17 protein-coding genes are annotated in these 16,712 nt (G+C 59.4%); 5 read left to right on the top strand and 12 right to left on the bottom strand.

Annotated elements, in window-relative coordinates; translation table 11 throughout:
• Positions 1-105: 105 nt before the first annotated feature.
• The 3 genes from AC3IUA_RS07945 to AC3IUA_RS07935 form a co-directional block, all read right to left on the bottom strand.
• On the bottom strand, positions 106-2,562 hold the full coding sequence (locus AC3IUA_RS07945; protein ID WP_489362272.1) for a TonB-dependent siderophore receptor: 2,457 nt from the start codon (positions 2,560-2,562) through the stop codon (positions 106-108).
• Positions 2,563-2,659: 97 nt separating this feature from the next.
• Positions 2,660-3,643, bottom strand: a complete 984-nt coding sequence (locus tag AC3IUA_RS07940; protein WP_489359895.1) for a FecR family protein — start codon at positions 3,641-3,643, stop codon at positions 2,660-2,662.
• Between the two features lie 40 nt (positions 3,644-3,683).
• A complete protein-coding gene (locus AC3IUA_RS07935) occupies positions 3,684-4,184 on the bottom strand; it encodes a sigma-70 family RNA polymerase sigma factor (RefSeq protein ID WP_489359894.1) in 501 nt (166 codons plus the stop codon).
• A gap of 295 nt (positions 4,185-4,479) precedes the next feature.
• Between AC3IUA_RS07935 and AC3IUA_RS07930 the strand changes: the two genes are divergently transcribed.
• Entirely contained in the window at positions 4,480-5,022 is a 543-nt protein-coding gene (locus AC3IUA_RS07930; RefSeq protein ID WP_489359893.1) for an Hsp20/alpha crystallin family protein, read from the top strand.
• Positions 5,023-5,149: 127 nt separating this feature from the next.
• On the top strand, positions 5,150-6,133 hold the full coding sequence (locus AC3IUA_RS07925) for a zinc-dependent alcohol dehydrogenase family protein (protein WP_489359892.1): 984 nt from the start codon (positions 5,150-5,152) through the stop codon (positions 6,131-6,133).
• Here AC3IUA_RS07925 and AC3IUA_RS07920 read toward each other — a convergent pair.
• A complete protein-coding gene (locus AC3IUA_RS07920) occupies positions 6,105-7,265 on the bottom strand; it encodes an MFS transporter (RefSeq protein WP_489359891.1) in 1,161 nt (386 codons plus the stop codon). The genes AC3IUA_RS07925 and AC3IUA_RS07920 overlap by 29 nt on opposite strands.
• 100 nt (positions 7,266-7,365) lie before the next feature.
• On the opposite strand from AC3IUA_RS07920, the gene AC3IUA_RS07915 reads away from it, so the two are divergent.
• A complete protein-coding gene (locus AC3IUA_RS07915) occupies positions 7,366-8,130 on the top strand; it encodes an AraC family transcriptional regulator (RefSeq protein WP_489359890.1) in 765 nt (254 codons plus the stop codon).
• Positions 8,131-8,298: 168 nt separating this feature from the next.
• On the opposite strand, the gene AC3IUA_RS07910 is transcribed toward AC3IUA_RS07915, so the two are convergent.
• The 5 genes from AC3IUA_RS07910 to AC3IUA_RS07890 all read right to left on the bottom strand — a co-directional run bounded on the left by AC3IUA_RS07910 (position 8,299) and on the right by AC3IUA_RS07890 (position 12,854).
• Positions 8,299-8,739, bottom strand: coding sequence for a carboxymuconolactone decarboxylase family protein (locus tag AC3IUA_RS07910; protein ID WP_150805379.1), 441 nt, complete (start codon positions 8,737-8,739; stop codon positions 8,299-8,301).
• A 125-nt stretch (positions 8,740-8,864) separates the two neighbouring features.
• On the bottom strand, positions 8,865-10,307 hold the full coding sequence (locus tag AC3IUA_RS07905; protein WP_489359889.1) for a mechanosensitive ion channel domain-containing protein: 1,443 nt from the start codon (positions 10,305-10,307) through the stop codon (positions 8,865-8,867).
• Positions 10,308-10,538: 231 nt separating this feature from the next.
• The gene (ycaC, locus tag AC3IUA_RS07900) at positions 10,539-11,165 is read right to left on the bottom strand and encodes an isochorismate family cysteine hydrolase YcaC (RefSeq protein ID WP_489359888.1); all 627 of its coding nucleotides are present in this window, start codon (positions 11,163-11,165) and stop codon (positions 10,539-10,541) included.
• A gap of 56 nt (positions 11,166-11,221) precedes the next feature.
• Positions 11,222-11,905 carry an isochorismatase family protein gene (locus AC3IUA_RS07895; RefSeq protein WP_489359887.1) on the bottom strand — a complete coding sequence of 228 codons (684 nt, stop codon included), beginning with the start codon at positions 11,903-11,905 and terminating at the stop codon, positions 11,222-11,224.
• Between the two features lie 82 nt (positions 11,906-11,987).
• Positions 11,988-12,854, bottom strand: a complete 867-nt coding sequence (locus AC3IUA_RS07890) for a pirin family protein (protein WP_489359886.1) — start codon at positions 12,852-12,854, stop codon at positions 11,988-11,990.
• 107 nt (positions 12,855-12,961) lie between these two features.
• Between AC3IUA_RS07890 and AC3IUA_RS07885 the strand changes: the two genes are divergently transcribed.
• Entirely contained in the window at positions 12,962-13,870 is a 909-nt protein-coding gene (locus AC3IUA_RS07885; protein ID WP_489362270.1) for a LysR family transcriptional regulator, read from the top strand.
• Between the two features lie 116 nt (positions 13,871-13,986).
• Complete coding sequence (locus AC3IUA_RS07880; RefSeq protein WP_489359885.1) at positions 13,987-14,526, top strand: PaaI family thioesterase; 540 nt, start codon at positions 13,987-13,989, stop codon at positions 14,524-14,526.
• Between the two features lie 77 nt (positions 14,527-14,603).
• Here the strand turns inward: AC3IUA_RS07880 and AC3IUA_RS07875 are convergent, their stop codons facing one another.
• The 3 genes from AC3IUA_RS07875 to AC3IUA_RS07865 form a co-directional block, all read right to left on the bottom strand.
• Positions 14,604-15,836: a hypothetical protein gene (locus AC3IUA_RS07875; protein ID WP_489359884.1), complete on the bottom strand. Its 1,233-nt coding sequence runs from the start codon at positions 15,834-15,836 to the stop codon at positions 14,604-14,606.
• A complete protein-coding gene (locus tag AC3IUA_RS07870; protein WP_489359883.1) occupies positions 15,836-16,099 on the bottom strand; it encodes a PAAR domain-containing protein in 264 nt (87 codons plus the stop codon). The genes AC3IUA_RS07875 and AC3IUA_RS07870 overlap by 1 nt, the downstream gene beginning before the upstream one ends.
• Positions 16,100-16,221: 122 nt before the next feature.
• Entirely contained in the window at positions 16,222-16,695 is a 474-nt protein-coding gene (locus AC3IUA_RS07865) for a hypothetical protein (RefSeq protein ID WP_489359882.1), read from the bottom strand.
• Positions 16,696-16,712 lie beyond the last annotated feature (17 nt).

Here is a 16,712-nt window from a genome sequence, read left to right as displayed (position 1 = left end):
CAGCTCCTACGGGTCGCGTACACCCACAATATTGCAGGGGTACCCGGTCGGCGCGTAGGAGCTGCCGCCAGGCTGCGATCTTTTGATCTTGACAACCACCCTTTATCAGAACCCCACACTGGCCTGCACAAAGAATGTCCGCGGCTGCCCGACGTAGATCCCCGAGTTGTTGTCGCTCGAGCGGGTGTAGTACTGGTGATCGAAGAGGTTTTTCACCCCGGCGCCGAGTTTCAGGTTCGACAACTGCGAGCCGAAATCGTAACCGCCGCGAACGTTCCAGGTCACGTAACCCGGCATGTCACCGAACTGACCATCGGCGGTACCTTCGGTGATGTAGTCGCCGCTGAAGCTGCCGTCGGCGTTGATCCCGGTGCCCGGTGCATGTTGCTTGGACTGGGCGAACGCATCAAGATTCCAGGTCCAGCGATTGATGTCGTAACGCAGCCCCAGGGTCGCCACTTGCCGGGAATAGAACGGCAGGTCACGGCCTTTGAAGCCGGGGATGTCACCTTCGTTGGTGGCGCGGGTGTAGGTGAACCCGGCGTTGGCAGTCAAGCCATCCAGCCGTGGATCGAGAGCCGCCAGGTCATAGTGCATCGACGCTTCCAGGCCCTGGTGCTTGGTGGCGCCGAGGTTGGTCCAGCCGACATCGTTGCTGACGTATTGCAGCTCTTCGTCGAAGTCGATGTAGAACAGCGTGACCTCACCGCCCCACACCTCATTGTTGTAGCGGGTACCGATCTCGTAAGTCTTGGCTTTTTCCGGGTTCAGGCCGTTGGCGGGCTGATCGCCCACCCCGCCTTGACCGAGCTGGAAGTACTGCAGGCTGCCAAACGAGGTCTCGTAGTTGGCGAACAGCTTCCAGGCGTCGGACATGTGGTACATCACGCTCAAGGCCGGCAGCGGTTCGTTGCTTTCGATCTCGCGGCGTTTCTCCTGGACCGGCCGGCCATTGAGGCCCAGCACCGGTCGATCGTGCCACTCGGTTTTAATGCTTTCGAAACGGATGCCCGGGGTAATGGTCCAGTTACCGACATCGATCTTGTCATCGATGTAAAACGCATTGGCTTCAGTGCCACCGGTACGGTCCTGATAGACATGCCCGTCCGAGGTCGGGGTGGCTACCGGCTGATTGTTCACCAACGCCAGGCGGCTGGCCTCTTCGTGCATGCCTTCTTTCAAGTAGCGATAACCGACGCTGGCTTCCTGAGTGGTCGGCCCGACGTCGAACACATGGGACACCCGCGGCTCGATACCGTAGGTGTAATAGGTGCGCGGATAGGCACTGATGGTTTTCTGGTCGCGGGCGGCGATGTTGCTGCCCCGGAAGCTATCGGAGTAATAAGTCAGCACTTCGAACTGGGTGCGGTCGTCGACCTGGCGCAGGTATTTGAAGGACACGTCCTTGCGTCGGCCGCTGAAGTTGTCCCAGTCGCGGTCGGACTGGAATGGATCGGCATCGAATTGCTGTTGGGTCAGGCCGCCGGGCATGTCGGCACTGGCGTCGTAGTAGTGGAAATTCAGCGAGAAATCGTCCTGATCGGTCGGCGCCCAGTGAGTCTTGAGGATCACGTCATCGATGTCGTTGTCGTTATTGCTTTTGCGATAGCCGTCGCCATTCACCCCCGAGTAGAGCAAGGCCACGCCCATGCCGTTATCCGCGGTGCCGCCGAGGAACGCCGTGTCGATATGCTTCCAGCCGCCGCGTTGAGAGGTTTCCAGGGTGCTGCCGACTTCACCGGAGAACTTCTCGGGGATCGCCCGGGTCACGAAGTTGATCACTCCGCCGACGTTCTGCGGCCCATAACGCACGGAACCGGCACCCCGGACCACGTCAATGCTGTCAAGGTTGCCGGAAGAAATCGGCGCCATGGACAGCTGCGGTTGGCCGTAAGGAGCAACGGCCGCCGGCACGCCGTCGATCAACACCGTGGAGCGTGGCGACAGGCGCGAAGTCAGCCCGCGCACGCCGACGTTCAGCGAAATGTCACTGCCGCCGGTGCCGTTAGCTTCCTGTACTTGCACGCCTGGAACCCGGCGCAGCACATCGCCGACGTTCATCGCGCCCTGCTCGACCATCGCTTCGCGGCGGATCACTGTCCGCGCGCCCGGGTGGTTTTGCACCACGGCGGCATCAGCGTCGCCGAGCCAGTCACCGACCACCTTGATATCAGTCACGCCCAACTCCAGCGGGCCGTTTGGCGCAGTGGAAGCGGATGAGGGAGACGGGCTCAAGGTCACCGAGCCGGCATCGATCTGATAATCCAGGCCACTGCCTTCAAGCAATTGACGCAGTGCTTGCTCCGGCGACAGGTTGCCATCCACGGCCGGCGCCTGCTTGCCGGTCACCAGTTCCGGGTTGAAGAACACTTGCAGCGACGTTTGCTGACCCAGTTGGCTCAGGGCCTCACCCAGGGGTTGAGCCGGGATGTGAATGTTGCCGGGCGCCTGCTCGGCATAAGCCAACGGCATGCCTGCACTGACCGCCAGGGCCAGGGCCAGTGGCAGCCAACGAAAAGAGCGCGTGGCGGGATTGTTGTTTTTAACGTCGAGGTTCTTCACGTCGAGCTTTGTCCTGTTGATCACAAATGTGTGCGCCTGTTAATGCAAACCAGTTGCAGTTGGACAAGAAGACGAAGAACTCGAAAAAAACCTGAATCTATCGTGCGATTATTTCCTGACTGCCATCGTCAAGGGTTCGCACCGCCACCGGCAGAATGCTCGGCAAGGCCTTGAGCAGCGCGTCGGTGTCGGCGGATTTGAACACGCTGGTCAGGCGTAAATTACCCACGGCGGGACTGGTGACGCGCAGGGGTTTGTCCCGGTAACGCGATACTTCATGGGCCACTTCAGCCAGGCTGGCGTTGTTGAACACCAGCTTGCCGCTGCGCCAGGCCGTGAGTTCCTGAGGGTTGACCGCATAAGCCGCGGCCACCTGGCCCTGTGCATCGACGCGGGTGCCAAGGCCGGCGGTCAGACTGACGAACGCCCCGTCGCTGGCGTCGCTGCCTTGCACCTTGACCGTCCCTGATTCAACCACCACGCGGGTTTCAGCCTCATCGCGGCGCACGTCAAAGCGCGTCCCGGTCACCGTGACCTTGCCGGACCCGGCGGCGACGACAAAGGGCCGACGGCTGTCGTGCTCGACACTGAACATCGCTTCGCCCTCGCTGAGTTCGATGCCGCGTCGGTCCTTTTCATAGCGCACTTGAACCCGGCTGCGGCTGTTCAAATCGATCATCGAACCGTCCGGCAACGCCACCTGGCGACGCTCGCCGAGGGCCGTGGAGAACTCGGCGGTGTAGGCCGCCGGCTGGTTCAAACCGTTGAACAAGCCCAGGCCGAGAGCCACTGCAAGCACACTGGCCGCCACCGCATAACGCATGATCGGGCGGCGTTTGGCTCGCACCGGTGGCGTTTCACACAATGCCTGCAAACGCGCCCTGGGCAGCAGGTCTGTTGCCGTCCAGAGCTTTTTCAGCAACAGAAATTCATCCCGATGCTGAGGGTGCTCCTCCAGCCAGGCCCCGAAGCGCAGATGATCTTCGGCGCTCACCGGCTGATCCTGCAGGCGCACAAACCACAGTGCCGCTTCATCGCGAACCGTCATCGAACCGCACGCACAATCACCAGTCTCCATCATGGAATGTCCTGTTTGGCGGTGGGAGAAAAGTCACGGCAGATCATTGGCTCAGTCCATCGAGGCGGTCGCGTAGATGCCGCAGGGTGCGGATCATATACTTTTCCACCATGTTTTTAGACAGCCCAAGGCGTTCGGCGATTTCCGCCTGGGTCAGGCCTTCGATCTTCTGCCAGATAAACACCTTGCGGCAGTTGACGGGGAGCTCGGTGAGCGCCCGTTCGATGGAGTCAGCCAGCTGGATCGCGTGCATGAAATGCTCCGGATCGCCGCTGGGCGGCGAACTCTGATGAATCGCTTCCAGTTCCATGGCACCGCGGCGATCTTCACGCCGATAAGCATCCACCGCGATATTACGCGCGGTTTGATGCAGGTACGCCCGTGGCTGCTCGACCATCGCCGAATCGGACTCGAGCACCCGCACGAAAGTGTCATGGGCCAGATCCTCGGCCTGCTGACGATTTCTCAGCCGACGCGTCCAGGTGCCGATCAACTCTTCGTAGTGCTCGAAAAAGCCTGGTCTGCGGGGCAGCTTGGGGGTCATCGCGGTGCGCTATGGAGGCGGGGCGTGAATAGTAATGCTTCCTATTAAGCCCGGCAATTCATTCAAGCCGCAAGTCGCTCCGCTCGTCGCGTTTTCCTCACACTCCCCCCGCCCTGGAATGATCCTGACCTCAGTCGGGCCTATGCTTAATAAGTACAGAAGACGTTCACAGGCCAGTCCCGCCTGTGCCGGGAAGACCGCTGCAGAGCGTTATCCCGGATTATCCCCTCTCGATGTGGACAGGCAACCCGGACATTTGCAGTCCACGTTGAAGTGACCCAAGAGGAGAAAAAAAATGTCCAGCTCAGTGAAAAAAATGCCTATCAGCTCTGAAGAGAAAACCAGTCGGCAACCCACCGCTCTGGACCCATGGCGGCCATTCGAGAAACTGCGGCAGCAGGTCGACCATCTGTTCGAAGATTTCGGTCGAGGCTCGGCGCTTTCTCCTTTCAGCCGCAGCGCTTTCGATCTCGAACCATTCTGGCGCAGGGAATTGATCGGTCACGGTATACCCGCGGTGGATATCGCCGAGAAAGAGAAAAGCTATGAAATCAGCGCCGAACTTCCCGGAATGGATGAAAACAACATCGAAATCAAGCTATCTGGCGATTCCATGACGATCAGAGGCGAGAAGAAAGAAGACCGGGAAGAGAACCGCAAAGGCTATCACCTCTCCGAACGCCGTTATGGCTCATTCGAAAGGGTCTTCAACCTGCCCAAGGGAGTCGATGCCGACAGGATTGAAGCGCATTTCAGCAAAGGCGTGCTGACGGTGTCGCTGCCGAAAAAACCCGAGGCCATGAAGGCGGAAAAGATCGTGCAAATCAAGGCCGACTGAACCATGTGTGGCCGTGCCCCTTGCCGGGAGACCGGCAAGGGGTTTTTGATTGACCGCAACAACCCTCCTGTCTCGTCAGCTGCCGCTGATCTAAAGTTATCCTTGTCACGTGCTCTGGAGAAGGCCCATGCGTGCCATGGTGTTACAAGCCCCTGGCCAACCCCTGCAATTGCAGGAACGTCCCGTGCCCGTACCCGGCGCTCATCAGTTGCTGATCAAGATGCTGGCGTGTGGTGTCTGCCGGACTGACTTGCACCTGCTCGATGGCGAACTGCCGCAAGCGGTATTGCCCAGAGTTCCCGGTCATGAAATTGTCGGTCAGGTGATGGCCGTCGGGTCGCAGGTGGCACCTTACTGGATCGGCAGACGAGTCGGTGTTCCCTGGCTGGGCTGGGCCTGCGGACACTGCGCGTTTTGCCTGGCCGGACGGGAGAACCTGTGTAATCAGGCACTCTTTACCGGCTGCCAGATCGATGGAGGCTATGCCGACTACGTCCTCGCCGATGCGCGTTTTTGCCTGACGATTCCAGCCACCCTGGCGCCCGTCGAAGCCGCCCCTTTGCTGTGTGCCGGGCTGATCGGTTATCGCGCCTTGCGGCTGGCGGGAGCAGCGCAACAGTTAGGCCTTTATGGTTTTGGCGCCGCCGCCCATTTGCTCATACAGCTCGCGTTGGCCCGCGGCCAGCAGGTCTATGCCTTTACCCGCCCTGGCGATACAAAAGGCCAGGATTACGCGAGAAAACTCGGCGCGGTCTGGGCCGGGTCTTCAGAAGAGCTGCCACCGCAGCCGCTGGACGCCGCACTGATCTTCGCCCCTGTCGGGGCCTTGATCCCACTGGCGCTGGCAGCCACGATCAAGGGCGGCTGTGTGATTTGCGCCGGCATCCATATGAGCGATATCCCCGCTTTCCCTTATCAACTGCTATGGGGCGAACGGATACTGCGTTCGGTGGCCAATCTGACCCGCGAGGACGGCAAGGCGTTCTTCGCCGAAATCAGTCATACCCCGGTTCATTCCGACGTCACCCGCTTTTCCCTGATCGACGCCAACGCCGCCCTGTCCTGCCTGCGACAAGGACAGGTCAAAGGGGCGATCGTGCTGACGCCATGATCGGTCGGCGACTCCTGCCGAAAAATGCCAGCACCAACGCCAGGACTCCACAGGCCACCAACGTCCAACCCAGCGCCTGGCTCCAACCGGCCAGCATCAGGCCGGCGCCGATCATCAGGTAGTACATCAAACCCAACAATGCCCCGGCGGTGCCGAGTCGATCGCTATAGTTCGCCAGCGCCGAGCCGAGGATATTCGGGATCGCCATACCGAACGCCAGCACCACCAGCAGCATCGGCATGACGAACCAGGCGCTGTCTTGTAACGCCAGCACCGCAATGCCACCGATCAGCGCCACGGCTGCCGCCAGCGTCACCAACTGCTCGCTGCTGAATCCACGCTTGAGCAGACGCTTGTTCAACCAGGCGCCAAGGCCGGAGCCCAATGCGAGAATCACCCCGCTGTAACCGAACAGCTCCGCTCCAAGACCCAGGCGTTGGAAGACAAACGGTCCAAGACTGTAATAGCTGAACAGGGCAACGTTGAACAGCGCGATCAACAGGGCTGAGCGCCAGAGCGTCGGGTCCCGGAGCATCAACCTCAGAGTGCCAAAGAGTGAAGAATTGGCCTGCGTTGGTGCGCGGGTTTCCGGCAGCGCCACACCGCACCAGCCCAGCAGCGTCAGTGCAAGCATCAGCAAGCAAGCCAGCACGCCTCGATAACCCAAGGCATCGACCAGACTCGCTCCTGCAAACAGTCCGATCGCCGGGCTGGCGGCCAAGGCAATGCCCATCACGGAAAAGACCTGCGCCAGTTCTGCGCCCTTGAAGCGGTCACGCAACAGGGTCTGTGTCACTACCGATGCGACCGCCGCGCCAAAGGCGGCTAACGCCTGGGCAGCCAACAGCCCGCTGAAGGTGTTGACACTCAACCCGATAACAGACGCCACGGCATACAGGAGCAGCCCGGCCAACATCGACGGGCGCCGACCGATACCATCGCAGACCCGCCCCCACACCACGACACCCAGGGCGAACGCGAGAAAATATACCGACAGGGTTTGCGCAGCCATTGGCGGGCTGACGGCGAACGCCCGAGCGATATCAGAAAGTGCGGGGCTATAAAGGGTTTGGGCTATTTGCGGAAACATCAGCAAAGCAACTGCCAACACCAGCAGTTTGTTGGAATTCATCACGGCACTACTCAGAGGAAAAGATTGCTGGCGATTTTAAAGAGCGATGACTGACGTATTATCCAGATCAAGCCAATTAATATCTGAAATCGGACAATCCATGGCATGGCTCGACGCCCACGCGCAGTTTGACCCGGATAACTACCCTGCCCCGGTGATCGGTATTGCCGCGATCCTTGGCGATCATGACTCCGGCCTGCATCGGCATGCTCGCGGGCAATTATTGTTCACCCGACAAGGCTGTACGCGCATCACTCTGGCGAACCAACTCTGCCTGTTACCACCTTCAAGGGTGGCGTGGATTCCAGCAGGGGTCGTTCATCGTGCGGTGATGCATCAAAGCGTGGACTACCGATCGATTTACCTGAGCCCTGAACTGTCCAGCGAACTGCCGCAACAGGTCAGCGTACTGGAAGTCAGCCCACTGCTACGGGCGGTGCTGGAACCGATGGCCATGGCCGACTTCGATACCGACTGGAATCAAGGGAAATACGCTCATCTATTGGCGCTGTGCCTGAGTGAAATTCGTGAGGCCACGCAGCAGCCGATGCTGCTGCCGTTGCCATGGGACAAACGCCTGGCAGCACTGCTCGCCGCACCCGAACAGCTGCCACCGGAGTTGCAGGTGCTGGTGACACGGGTCGGCGCCAGCAGCAGAACCATCGGACGGATCTTTCAACGGGAAACCGGTATGAACTACCAGCAATGGCGACAACAATGGCGCTTGATGCGCGCCATTGAGCTGCTCGCTACCGGCCGCAGCATCGCCTACAGCGCCTTCGAACTGGGTTTTGCCAGCGACAGCGTGTTCATTGCCTTCTTCAAGGGCATGACCGGTACCACGCCCAAGGCCTGGTTCAAGTAGCGTCTCGCTGACGTGCACCCGACGACTGGCAGGGAAATTTACTTGCGAGCAACACCGGGGTGGTCCAGATCCTGGCGATTCCGCTGTATGCGTTTCTGGCCAACCGCATCGACCTGCGCTGGATCATGATGACCGGGCTTGGGTTGTTCGCCCTGTCGATGTGGGATTTCAGGCTTGCGGCATTTTGCGAAAGCCCACCGCCAGGCGATTCCAGGCGTTGATGGTGGTGATTGCCACCGTCAGGTCGACCATTTCCTTGGCATCGAACTCGGCGCTCAACTGCGCGTAATCTTCATCCGGTGCGTGAGTTTCGCTGAGCAGCGTCAGGGATTCGGTCCAGGCCAGGGCCGCACGTTCACGTGGAGTGAAGAATGGTGTTTCACGCCAGACCGACACCGCATAAAGACGGCGTTCGGTTTCACCGCCCTTGCGGGCGTCAGCGGTGTGCATGTCGACGCAGAAGGCGCAGCCGTTGATTTGCGAAGCGCGCAGCTTGACCAGTTCGATCAGCGTTTTTTCCAGCGGCAGTTTCGTCACCGCGGTTTCCAGCGCGATCATGGCTTTGAGGGCATCCGGCGAGGCGGCGTAGAAATCGATACGAGGTTGCATGATGTGCTCCATAACAAGAGGGGGTGCAGCTACGTTAGCCTCGCTTGTGGTTTGCACAAATAGCCAATTATTGGGAAGTTAAGGATGCCAATCGGCGGGAAATATCCATCGCACCGGACAACCCCTTAAGTTCTGCTCCGCAACCACTGCAAAAAGCCCTTCTTCTCCACCGCTTTGGGCACTTCCCGGGTCAGGGTTTGCGCGGTATGCAGGCGGTAATCCAGCAGGGTTTTCATCGCATCGCCGATGTCGCGGCGGGCATCCAGGCAAGGTTTGAGGTATTCCTTTTCGATGCGATACAAGGTGCAAAAGGTCTTGGCCGAGAAGTCCGCGGGCACCGCCCCGTCTTCGAGGATCCCGGCCTCGCCGATCACTTCTCCGGGGCCCATGCGCCCGGCTTCGAATTGACTGCCGCCACGACTGAGCGCCACCGATACCACTCCGGACTCGATAATGAACAGATGATCGCTGACTTCGCCGCTGGGCAGGATCATCTCACCGGCACGAAAGGTTTGCAGGGTCATGTTCTGGCTGAAGGTGTCTTTCTCTTCCTGACGCAGGGTCGAGAAGATATTCGAGCTTTCCAGCAACGCCCGCGGCCGGGAAAAGTTGGCCGGTGTTGCGCTCTCTACCGCCGACAGCAGACTCACGCCCGAAGCCTTCAAGTGCCGATACGCCAGATCGAACAGCTGGTTGCGCACTTCGCGCTTCTGGCCCATGGACGAGACAAATCCACTGATTTCGTATTCCGCCCCGCCGCTGCCGGAGCTTTTCAGCGTCACGTTCGGTGCGGGTTTGCCAAGCAACTGCCGGCAGCCCTGCATCGCACGTTCAAGCGCTTCGATCACCGTTTGCGGGCGGGCATGCGGGCTGATCTGCAGGCTGACGGACAGTCCGTGCATGTCGCTGGGCCGGCTGAAGTTAATGATCTTGGCCTTGGCCGCCAGGGAGTTGGGGATCACCGCCATGCTGCCTTGGGCGGTTTGCAGGCGAGTCGCCCGCCAGTCGATATCGGTCACCCGACCTTCGGTGCCGTCGATGGAGATCCAGTCATCCAGTTGATAGGGCTTGGTGGTGTTCAGGACGATGCCGGAAAACACATCGCTAAGGGTACTTTGCAACGCCAGACCGACAATGATCGCCACCGCCCCGGAAGTCGCCAGCACGCCCTTGACCGGCAAATCCAGCACGTAGGCCAGTGCGGCGATGATCGCGATCAGGAAAATCACCGCACCGAGCAAATCCTGCAACAGCCGCCCGGTGTGCCCGACCCGCTGCATCATCAAGGCGCCGCCCAACACCGTCAGGGTCCGCGCGCAGAACAGCCACCAAGCAATCTGCAAGCCAGTGGCGGCCAGGTGCAACGGCACATTCTCCGGCCAGGGCGGCGGTTGCATCGGGTTCATGCCTTCGTTGAACAGCAGCACGCTGAACAGCGAGAAAATCACCAGCCGCACCACCAGTCTCCAGTTGCTGCCACTGGCCGAGATCAGCCGCCACAACAGGAGGTCGATCAGGATCAAGGCTAGAGCGCAAAGCAGCGGGTGATCGGTGAGAAGAGACAGCATCAAACAACTCCAGCAAGCGAATGGTCCGCAGATCGCACAAATTACCCATGTGGAGTTATAGCTTTAAAAGCCAGGCAGGGGCTTCTGAAGAAGCCCCTGCCTGCTGTCGAATCGCCCGGGTGCACACGCACCTTGCAGGAGCTGCCGCAGGCTGCGATCTTTTGATCTCCCACCGATTTCAGGTAATAGCGAAAAGATCACAGACTGCACCAGCGCCTACCCAAGGCAGGTTTATTTGCTGTTGCTGAGTGTGTTGTAACTGGTCATCAGGTTGCGGTAGTCGGGGATGTGGTTGGAGAACAAGGTAGCCAACCCTTCCACATCGTTGCGCCAGTCGCGGTGCAGCTCGCAGGCCAGGCCGAACCATGTCATCAACTGCGCGCCGGATGCCGACATGCGATCCCAGGCCGATTGTCGGGTAAGCTCGTTGAAAGTGCCGGACGCATCGGTGACCACGAACACTTCAAAGCCTTCAGCCAGCGCCGACAGCGCCGGGAATGCCACGCAGACCTCGGTCACTACGCCGGCGATGATCAGTTGTTTCTTGCCGGTGGCCTTGATCGCCTTGACGAAGTCTTCGTTGTCCCATGCATTGATCTGCCCCGGGCGGGCAATGTACGGCGCATCCGGGAACAGTGCTTTCAACTCCGGCACCAGCGGACCATTGGGGCCGGTTTCGAAACTGGTGGTGAGGATCGTCGGCAGCTTGAAGTACTTGGCCAGATCGGCCAGGGCCAGCACGTTGTTCTTGAACCGGTCCGGCTCGATGTCACGCACCAGAGACAGCAGGCCGGCCTGATGATCGACCAGCAGCACCGCGGCGTTATCTTTATCCAGACGTTTGTAAGAGGTAGCCATTGTAGTAGTCCTCGCTTCTTATCGATGCCGAGTGAAATTCGGCGTGGGGTACTCGGTTAGCGCTGGGAGTCCAGCACTTCGTGTTCGTTCGCCACTTGCTGAGCCTTGAGGTAGCTCTCGATCAGCAATTGATAATGGGGCATGGCCTGGGCGTAGACAGCGGCCCACTGCTCGGCGTCAGGACGATTCCACGACCCTTGCAGCTCAGATAGCGTAGCCATGATGTCGATCGGCACCACTCCGGCCTGGGCCAATCGAGCGATTGTCAGATCAGTGGCAAGTTTCGAATGGTTGCCGGAGGCGTCGACCACGGCGAAGACCTTGTAGCCTTCATGCACCGCGGCAATCGACGGGAAGGCCAGGCAGACACTGGTCAGGGTGCCCGCAATGACCAGGGTTTTCTTGCCGGTGGCTTTTACCGCGGCGTGAAACTCAGGGTTGTCCCAGGCGTTGATTTCACCTTTGCGGGCCACGTATCGAGCGTGCGGCGCCTCCTGATGAATTTCCGGAATCAACGGCCCGTTCGGTCCTTGAGGCACCGAGGCGGTGGTGATCACCGGCATCTTCAGCAAGGTCGCGGCTTTAGCCAGGGCAATGGCGTTGGCGCGCAGTTGCGGCACATCGATATCCTTGACGATCTGGAACAGACCGCTTTGGTGGTCGATCAACAGCAGGGCGCTGTCGTTGGGGTCGATGGTCGGTTTCAGGCCATTGAAGTTGGCCGCATTGGTAGTGCTCATGAGCGTTTCCTCTTTATGTTGGGCAACAGCCATCCCTGGCCTGTAATCGGCCTACGCATCCGGTGTAGAACGGGGTCGGGTTTCAGTGCTGCATCTGACCGAACCGGCCGGACTGGAAGTCGGCGAACGCCTGATGGATTTCCTGCTCGGTGTTCATCACGAATGGGCCATGGCCGACGATGGGTTCATCGATCGGCTCGCCGCTGAGCAGCAGCACCACTGCATCGTTATTAGCTTCCAGGCTGAGCTGATCGCCGTTGCGTTCGAACAACGCCAACTGCCCTTCGCGCACCGTTTCCAGACCGTTGACTTGAACCGTGCCGCGCAGCACCACCAGCGCCGTGTTGCGACCTTCGTGCAGGTCCAGGGTCAGCGCCTTGCCGGCGTTCAAGCGAATGTCCCATACATCGATCGGGGTGAACGTTCGCGCCGGTCCGGTATGGCCGTCGAATTCACCGGCGATCAGCCTCAGGCTGCCGGCCTGGTCTTTGAGCGGCAGGTTCGGAATATCGCCATCGAGGATGGTCTGGTAACCGGCATCGGCCATCTTGTCCCGGGCCGGCAGGTTGACCCAGAGCTGGACCATTTCCAGGGTGCCACCGCTGCGGGCGAACGCTTCAGAGTGGAACTCCTCATGCAGGATCCCGGAAGCAGCGGTCATCCACTGCACGTCACCGGGGCCGATCTTGCCACCGCTGCCGGTGGAGTCGCGGTGTTCCAGTTCGCCTTTGTAAACGATAGTCACGGTTTCAAAACCACGGTGCGGGTGCTGACCAACGCCACGTCGTTGCGTCGTTGGGGTGAACTCGGCAGGGCCGGCGTGATCGAGCAGCAGGAACGGGCTGATGTGTTTGCCCAGGCTGTCGTAGGAAAACAGCGTGCGAACCGGGAAACCGTCGCCCACCCAATGGGCTCTTGGGCTGGTGTAGATACCGATGATGTTCTTCATGGTGGGCCTCCGAAAGTGGCTGAGTGAAACCATGGACACACCTTAAATCCGATACCTTTGCTGCGGTAGACTGCAAAAAACACTCTTAGCGTTCTATTTGGAGAACGATAGTGGAAGACCTGAACACCCTCTACTACTTCACTCAAGTGGTGGAACACGGTGGTTTCGCCGCCGCAGGGCGTGCGCTGGACATGCCCAAGTCGAAACTCAGCCGGCGTATTTCGCAGCTCGAAGAGCGCCTCGGCGTGCGGCTGATTCATCGCACCAGCCGGCATTGTTCACTGACCGAGATAGGTCAGGAGTACTACCAGCGTTGCCTGGCCATGCGGGTCGAAGCCGAAAGCGCGGCGGAAGTCATCGAGCGCAACCGCTCCGAGCCCCAGGGCCTGGTGCGCATCAGTTGCCCGACGGCGCTGCTCAATTCCTGGGTCGGGCCGATGCTGACCCGCTACATGCTCAAATACCCACGGGTGGAGCTGTTTATCGAGAGTACCAACCGCCGGGTCGACCTGATTCACGAAGGCTTCGATATCGCCCTGCGCGTGCGTTTCCCACCACTGGAAAGCAGCGACCTGGTGATGAAAGTGCTGGGCAACAGCACCCAATGCCTGGTGGGCAGCCCGGACTTCCTGACGCGCCTGTCGTCACCCGCCTCTCCCGCCGACCTCAGCGGCCTGCCAAGCCTGCACTGGGGGGCGGCGCAGCGCGAATACCACTGGGAACTGTTCGGCCCGGAGGGTGCCAGCGCGGTGATCCGCCATCACCCGCGAATGGTCACCGATGACCTGATCGCCCTGCGTCACGCGGTGCTGGCCGGTATCGGCATCGCCCACCTGCCCGGCGTGGTGGTACGCGAGGACCTGGCCGCCGGCAGACTGGTGCAGTTGCTGCCCGGCTGGACGCCAAAACCCGGGATTATTCATGCGATCTTCCCCTCCCGACGTGGTTTGTTGCCTTCGGTGCGGACCTTGATCGACTTCCTGGGGGAGGAATTCAGCCATAGCGACATTGCCTGAGTCGCTGGCAAAGAGGCCGAATTGTCCGATTTGTGGCGTATTCATCACTGGCCAAGATTATATTTCAATCATAATATTTCTCTCATGCTATTCACTGAACCGCCGAGGAATTCTCCATGCAAAGCCCCACCCGCGAAGCAACCCTGGCCCAATGGATCGTTCAGGAACAAGCGATGCGCAGCCGTCTAGCCGGGCCCGGCAGTCTGTCCATGGCCGAAGTCAGTGCGTTGTCGCCAGCGGAGTTTTTCGAAGGTATCGGGAACGGCGAACTGCCCTCGCCGCCCATTGGCACGTTGCTGGACTTCATCCCCATTGAATGGTCCGCGGGGATGTTCATCTTCCAAGGCACGCCCGACTCTCGACACTACAACCCGCTGGGTAGCGTGCATGGTGGTTATGCGGCGACCTTGCTGGATTCCTGCATGGGCTGCGCAATCCACACGCAACTGAAAAAGGGTCAGGGCTATACCACCCTGGACCTGCGCATCAGCTATGTCCGCGCCCTCACCGGCAGTAGCGGACCGGTGCGCGCCGAGGGCAAGATCGTCCATCTGGGGCGTTCGACGGCCTTGGCCGAGGGGCGGATTTATGACGTGGATGGCCGGTTGTATGCGACCGGGTCGACGACATGCATGATTCTTGAGGCTCGGGGGTAAAGGCAGGATCAAAAAAGATCGCAGCCTGTGGCAGCTCCCCTACCCTACAAAACCGTCGATTTTTCATCCGGATTTCCCTATGCCGAAGCGGATGACGCAGGCGTTAGTTCCGTGCACCACAATTTTTCATCGGGGGCGCCATCCCCGCTGAAGACGAAGTGCGGCTGTCCACTGCGGCGAATTTCCTCCGCCGCAGCGGCGATCGCCAGCCACGGCGCCGAAACACCCGGCAGCCCCAGTGACGCCCCAATGTTTTGCAGCCCCTGACCCGTTTTCACCGGCATCGGTATCTCGCTCAAAACCGTAGTGATTGCCGCCTCTCGTACCGAGCAGACACCCGACAGCCAGGCATGCCGGACGGCTTCGGCGTCCAGCGACGCCCAATCCAGGGCCTGGCGTACGGCATAACGCAAATCCTCGGCCGTTGTCTCACGCTCCTGTTCGGGGCGGTACAGGTAGGCCAGGGGTTCAAGCGTGTTTTGCGTCAGCCGATTGCCAAACAACAGCCCAACCACTGATTCCGCGGTTTCCTCGGGCGGTGATGGCGCTACCTGCAGGGCCACCACCAGCAACAACGCCTGATCGTGAATACGCTGATCCAGCCAATGATCCACCACTGCCAGCCCGTTGCCCTCCAACAGCGTGGTCCTCTGTCTGATGCCCGATGCGCTCCAGGCCTGTTGCCAGAGGTCGTGCATAACATCTTTGGGTACTGCACTATTGGCCTGCAGCAACAGAGCCAATGGCCTGTCCGCCGGGAGTGCCACCAATGCAGTCGCCAACTCCGCCAGTACCTTCGATAGCACCCGCAGCAACAACTTCTCGGGCGAATCGGCATCCGCTCGCGACAAACGGCTGTGGCGTATTGAGCTTTCCTGCCAGGAAGGTTGAGTCCTCAAGGCCGATTCACCACTGAGCAGGGCCGACACCTGCGCCTGCCCATTCCGGGCATCCGGCTCACGCATCGCGGTGTGCAGACTGACAGCCAGTACCTGTTGCGATCGTCGTCCCTGGCGCTTTTTTCGGATCAGGTCCTCTTCGCGCGCTTGATCCCATCCCTCAGCCATGGCCACCCCCCAAAGATAGGCCATCGCCCGAAGACAACCCAGCAAACACCAGACCAGAAACGGCAGCCCCAAGGCGGTGGCCCAGAATCGAACCGGCTGCTGAGCAAGCGCTTCATCACCCAGCCACAGCGTCCCCCCAAGGCCCAGCGCCAGGCATAACAGACACAGCAGCAACCAGACCCAAAAGCGTGGAAGTGCCGGGCTTGGGGCCGGCACCGGTAGCCTATCCAATCTGACCGGCATCAGCTCGTAACCACTTCTGGCAAGGACGAAATCGAGGCACGACCGCAGGCACATCGGTGCATGTGAAAGGCGATGGGTACACCACTGTCACGAAACGTTGGGTGTCCTTCGGAGATCTCTGTCAGGCCATGACCGGAAATCGGACAGCTCATCGGGTCACCTCGGCGAGCCACGCCAATGCCGCCGAAAATCATTGCAACGGAAACGGAGAGAACTGTTCCACCGCCAGTGGTTTTGTCGCCAATACGGATGATGCCCAGCATGTCTTATCCCTATTTCAAAATGAATCGACCCGCTATTCGCCCATATCTCCTACGCTCAATACTTGGCCATGGCGAAAAAAAGCGTCACGCAACACATATCAAGAAGAACGAACACTTAATATTTAATCATGCACTCGACACTCCAATACAACATTCGACTTGCTGACCAGTGGAAACTTCAGACCATCAATATCAGCGTATGCCCCACACACTCCTAACCCAAGGGCTGTAGGATCAATTCCTTTCGAAGAAATTTCCAGCGACTCACCTTTTCGTTGTAAAAACACAGGTCCAAACTGTGTTTTATAAACAAGCATCCCGTCTACAGCTTCCATCTGGAACGAGAAAGAGCAAATATGCTGATCCGCTTGTGTACTTTGTAGTTCTACTAGATAGCCTTGACGTCCTGACTCTATCTTGAGGCAGTCACGAAACTGCTCGGAACAGCGTTCTCCATTACTTGGAGACGTACATAGCTCGCTTTTTTTCAAGTAGTAACCAGGCCAAGCAAAAGATGATTTGTTTTCAGCCTCAACCTCCTCCAAACTTAAACTATTTTTTACCTTACCCCCCTGTCCTACAGCAAACGAGGACATTAGCAACGTCAATACAA

The organism is Pseudomonas sp. KH_050 (genome assembly GCF_057838875.1).
Note: the sequence above shows the minus strand (reverse complement) of the source record. Positions and strands in the feature narration are given on the sequence as shown.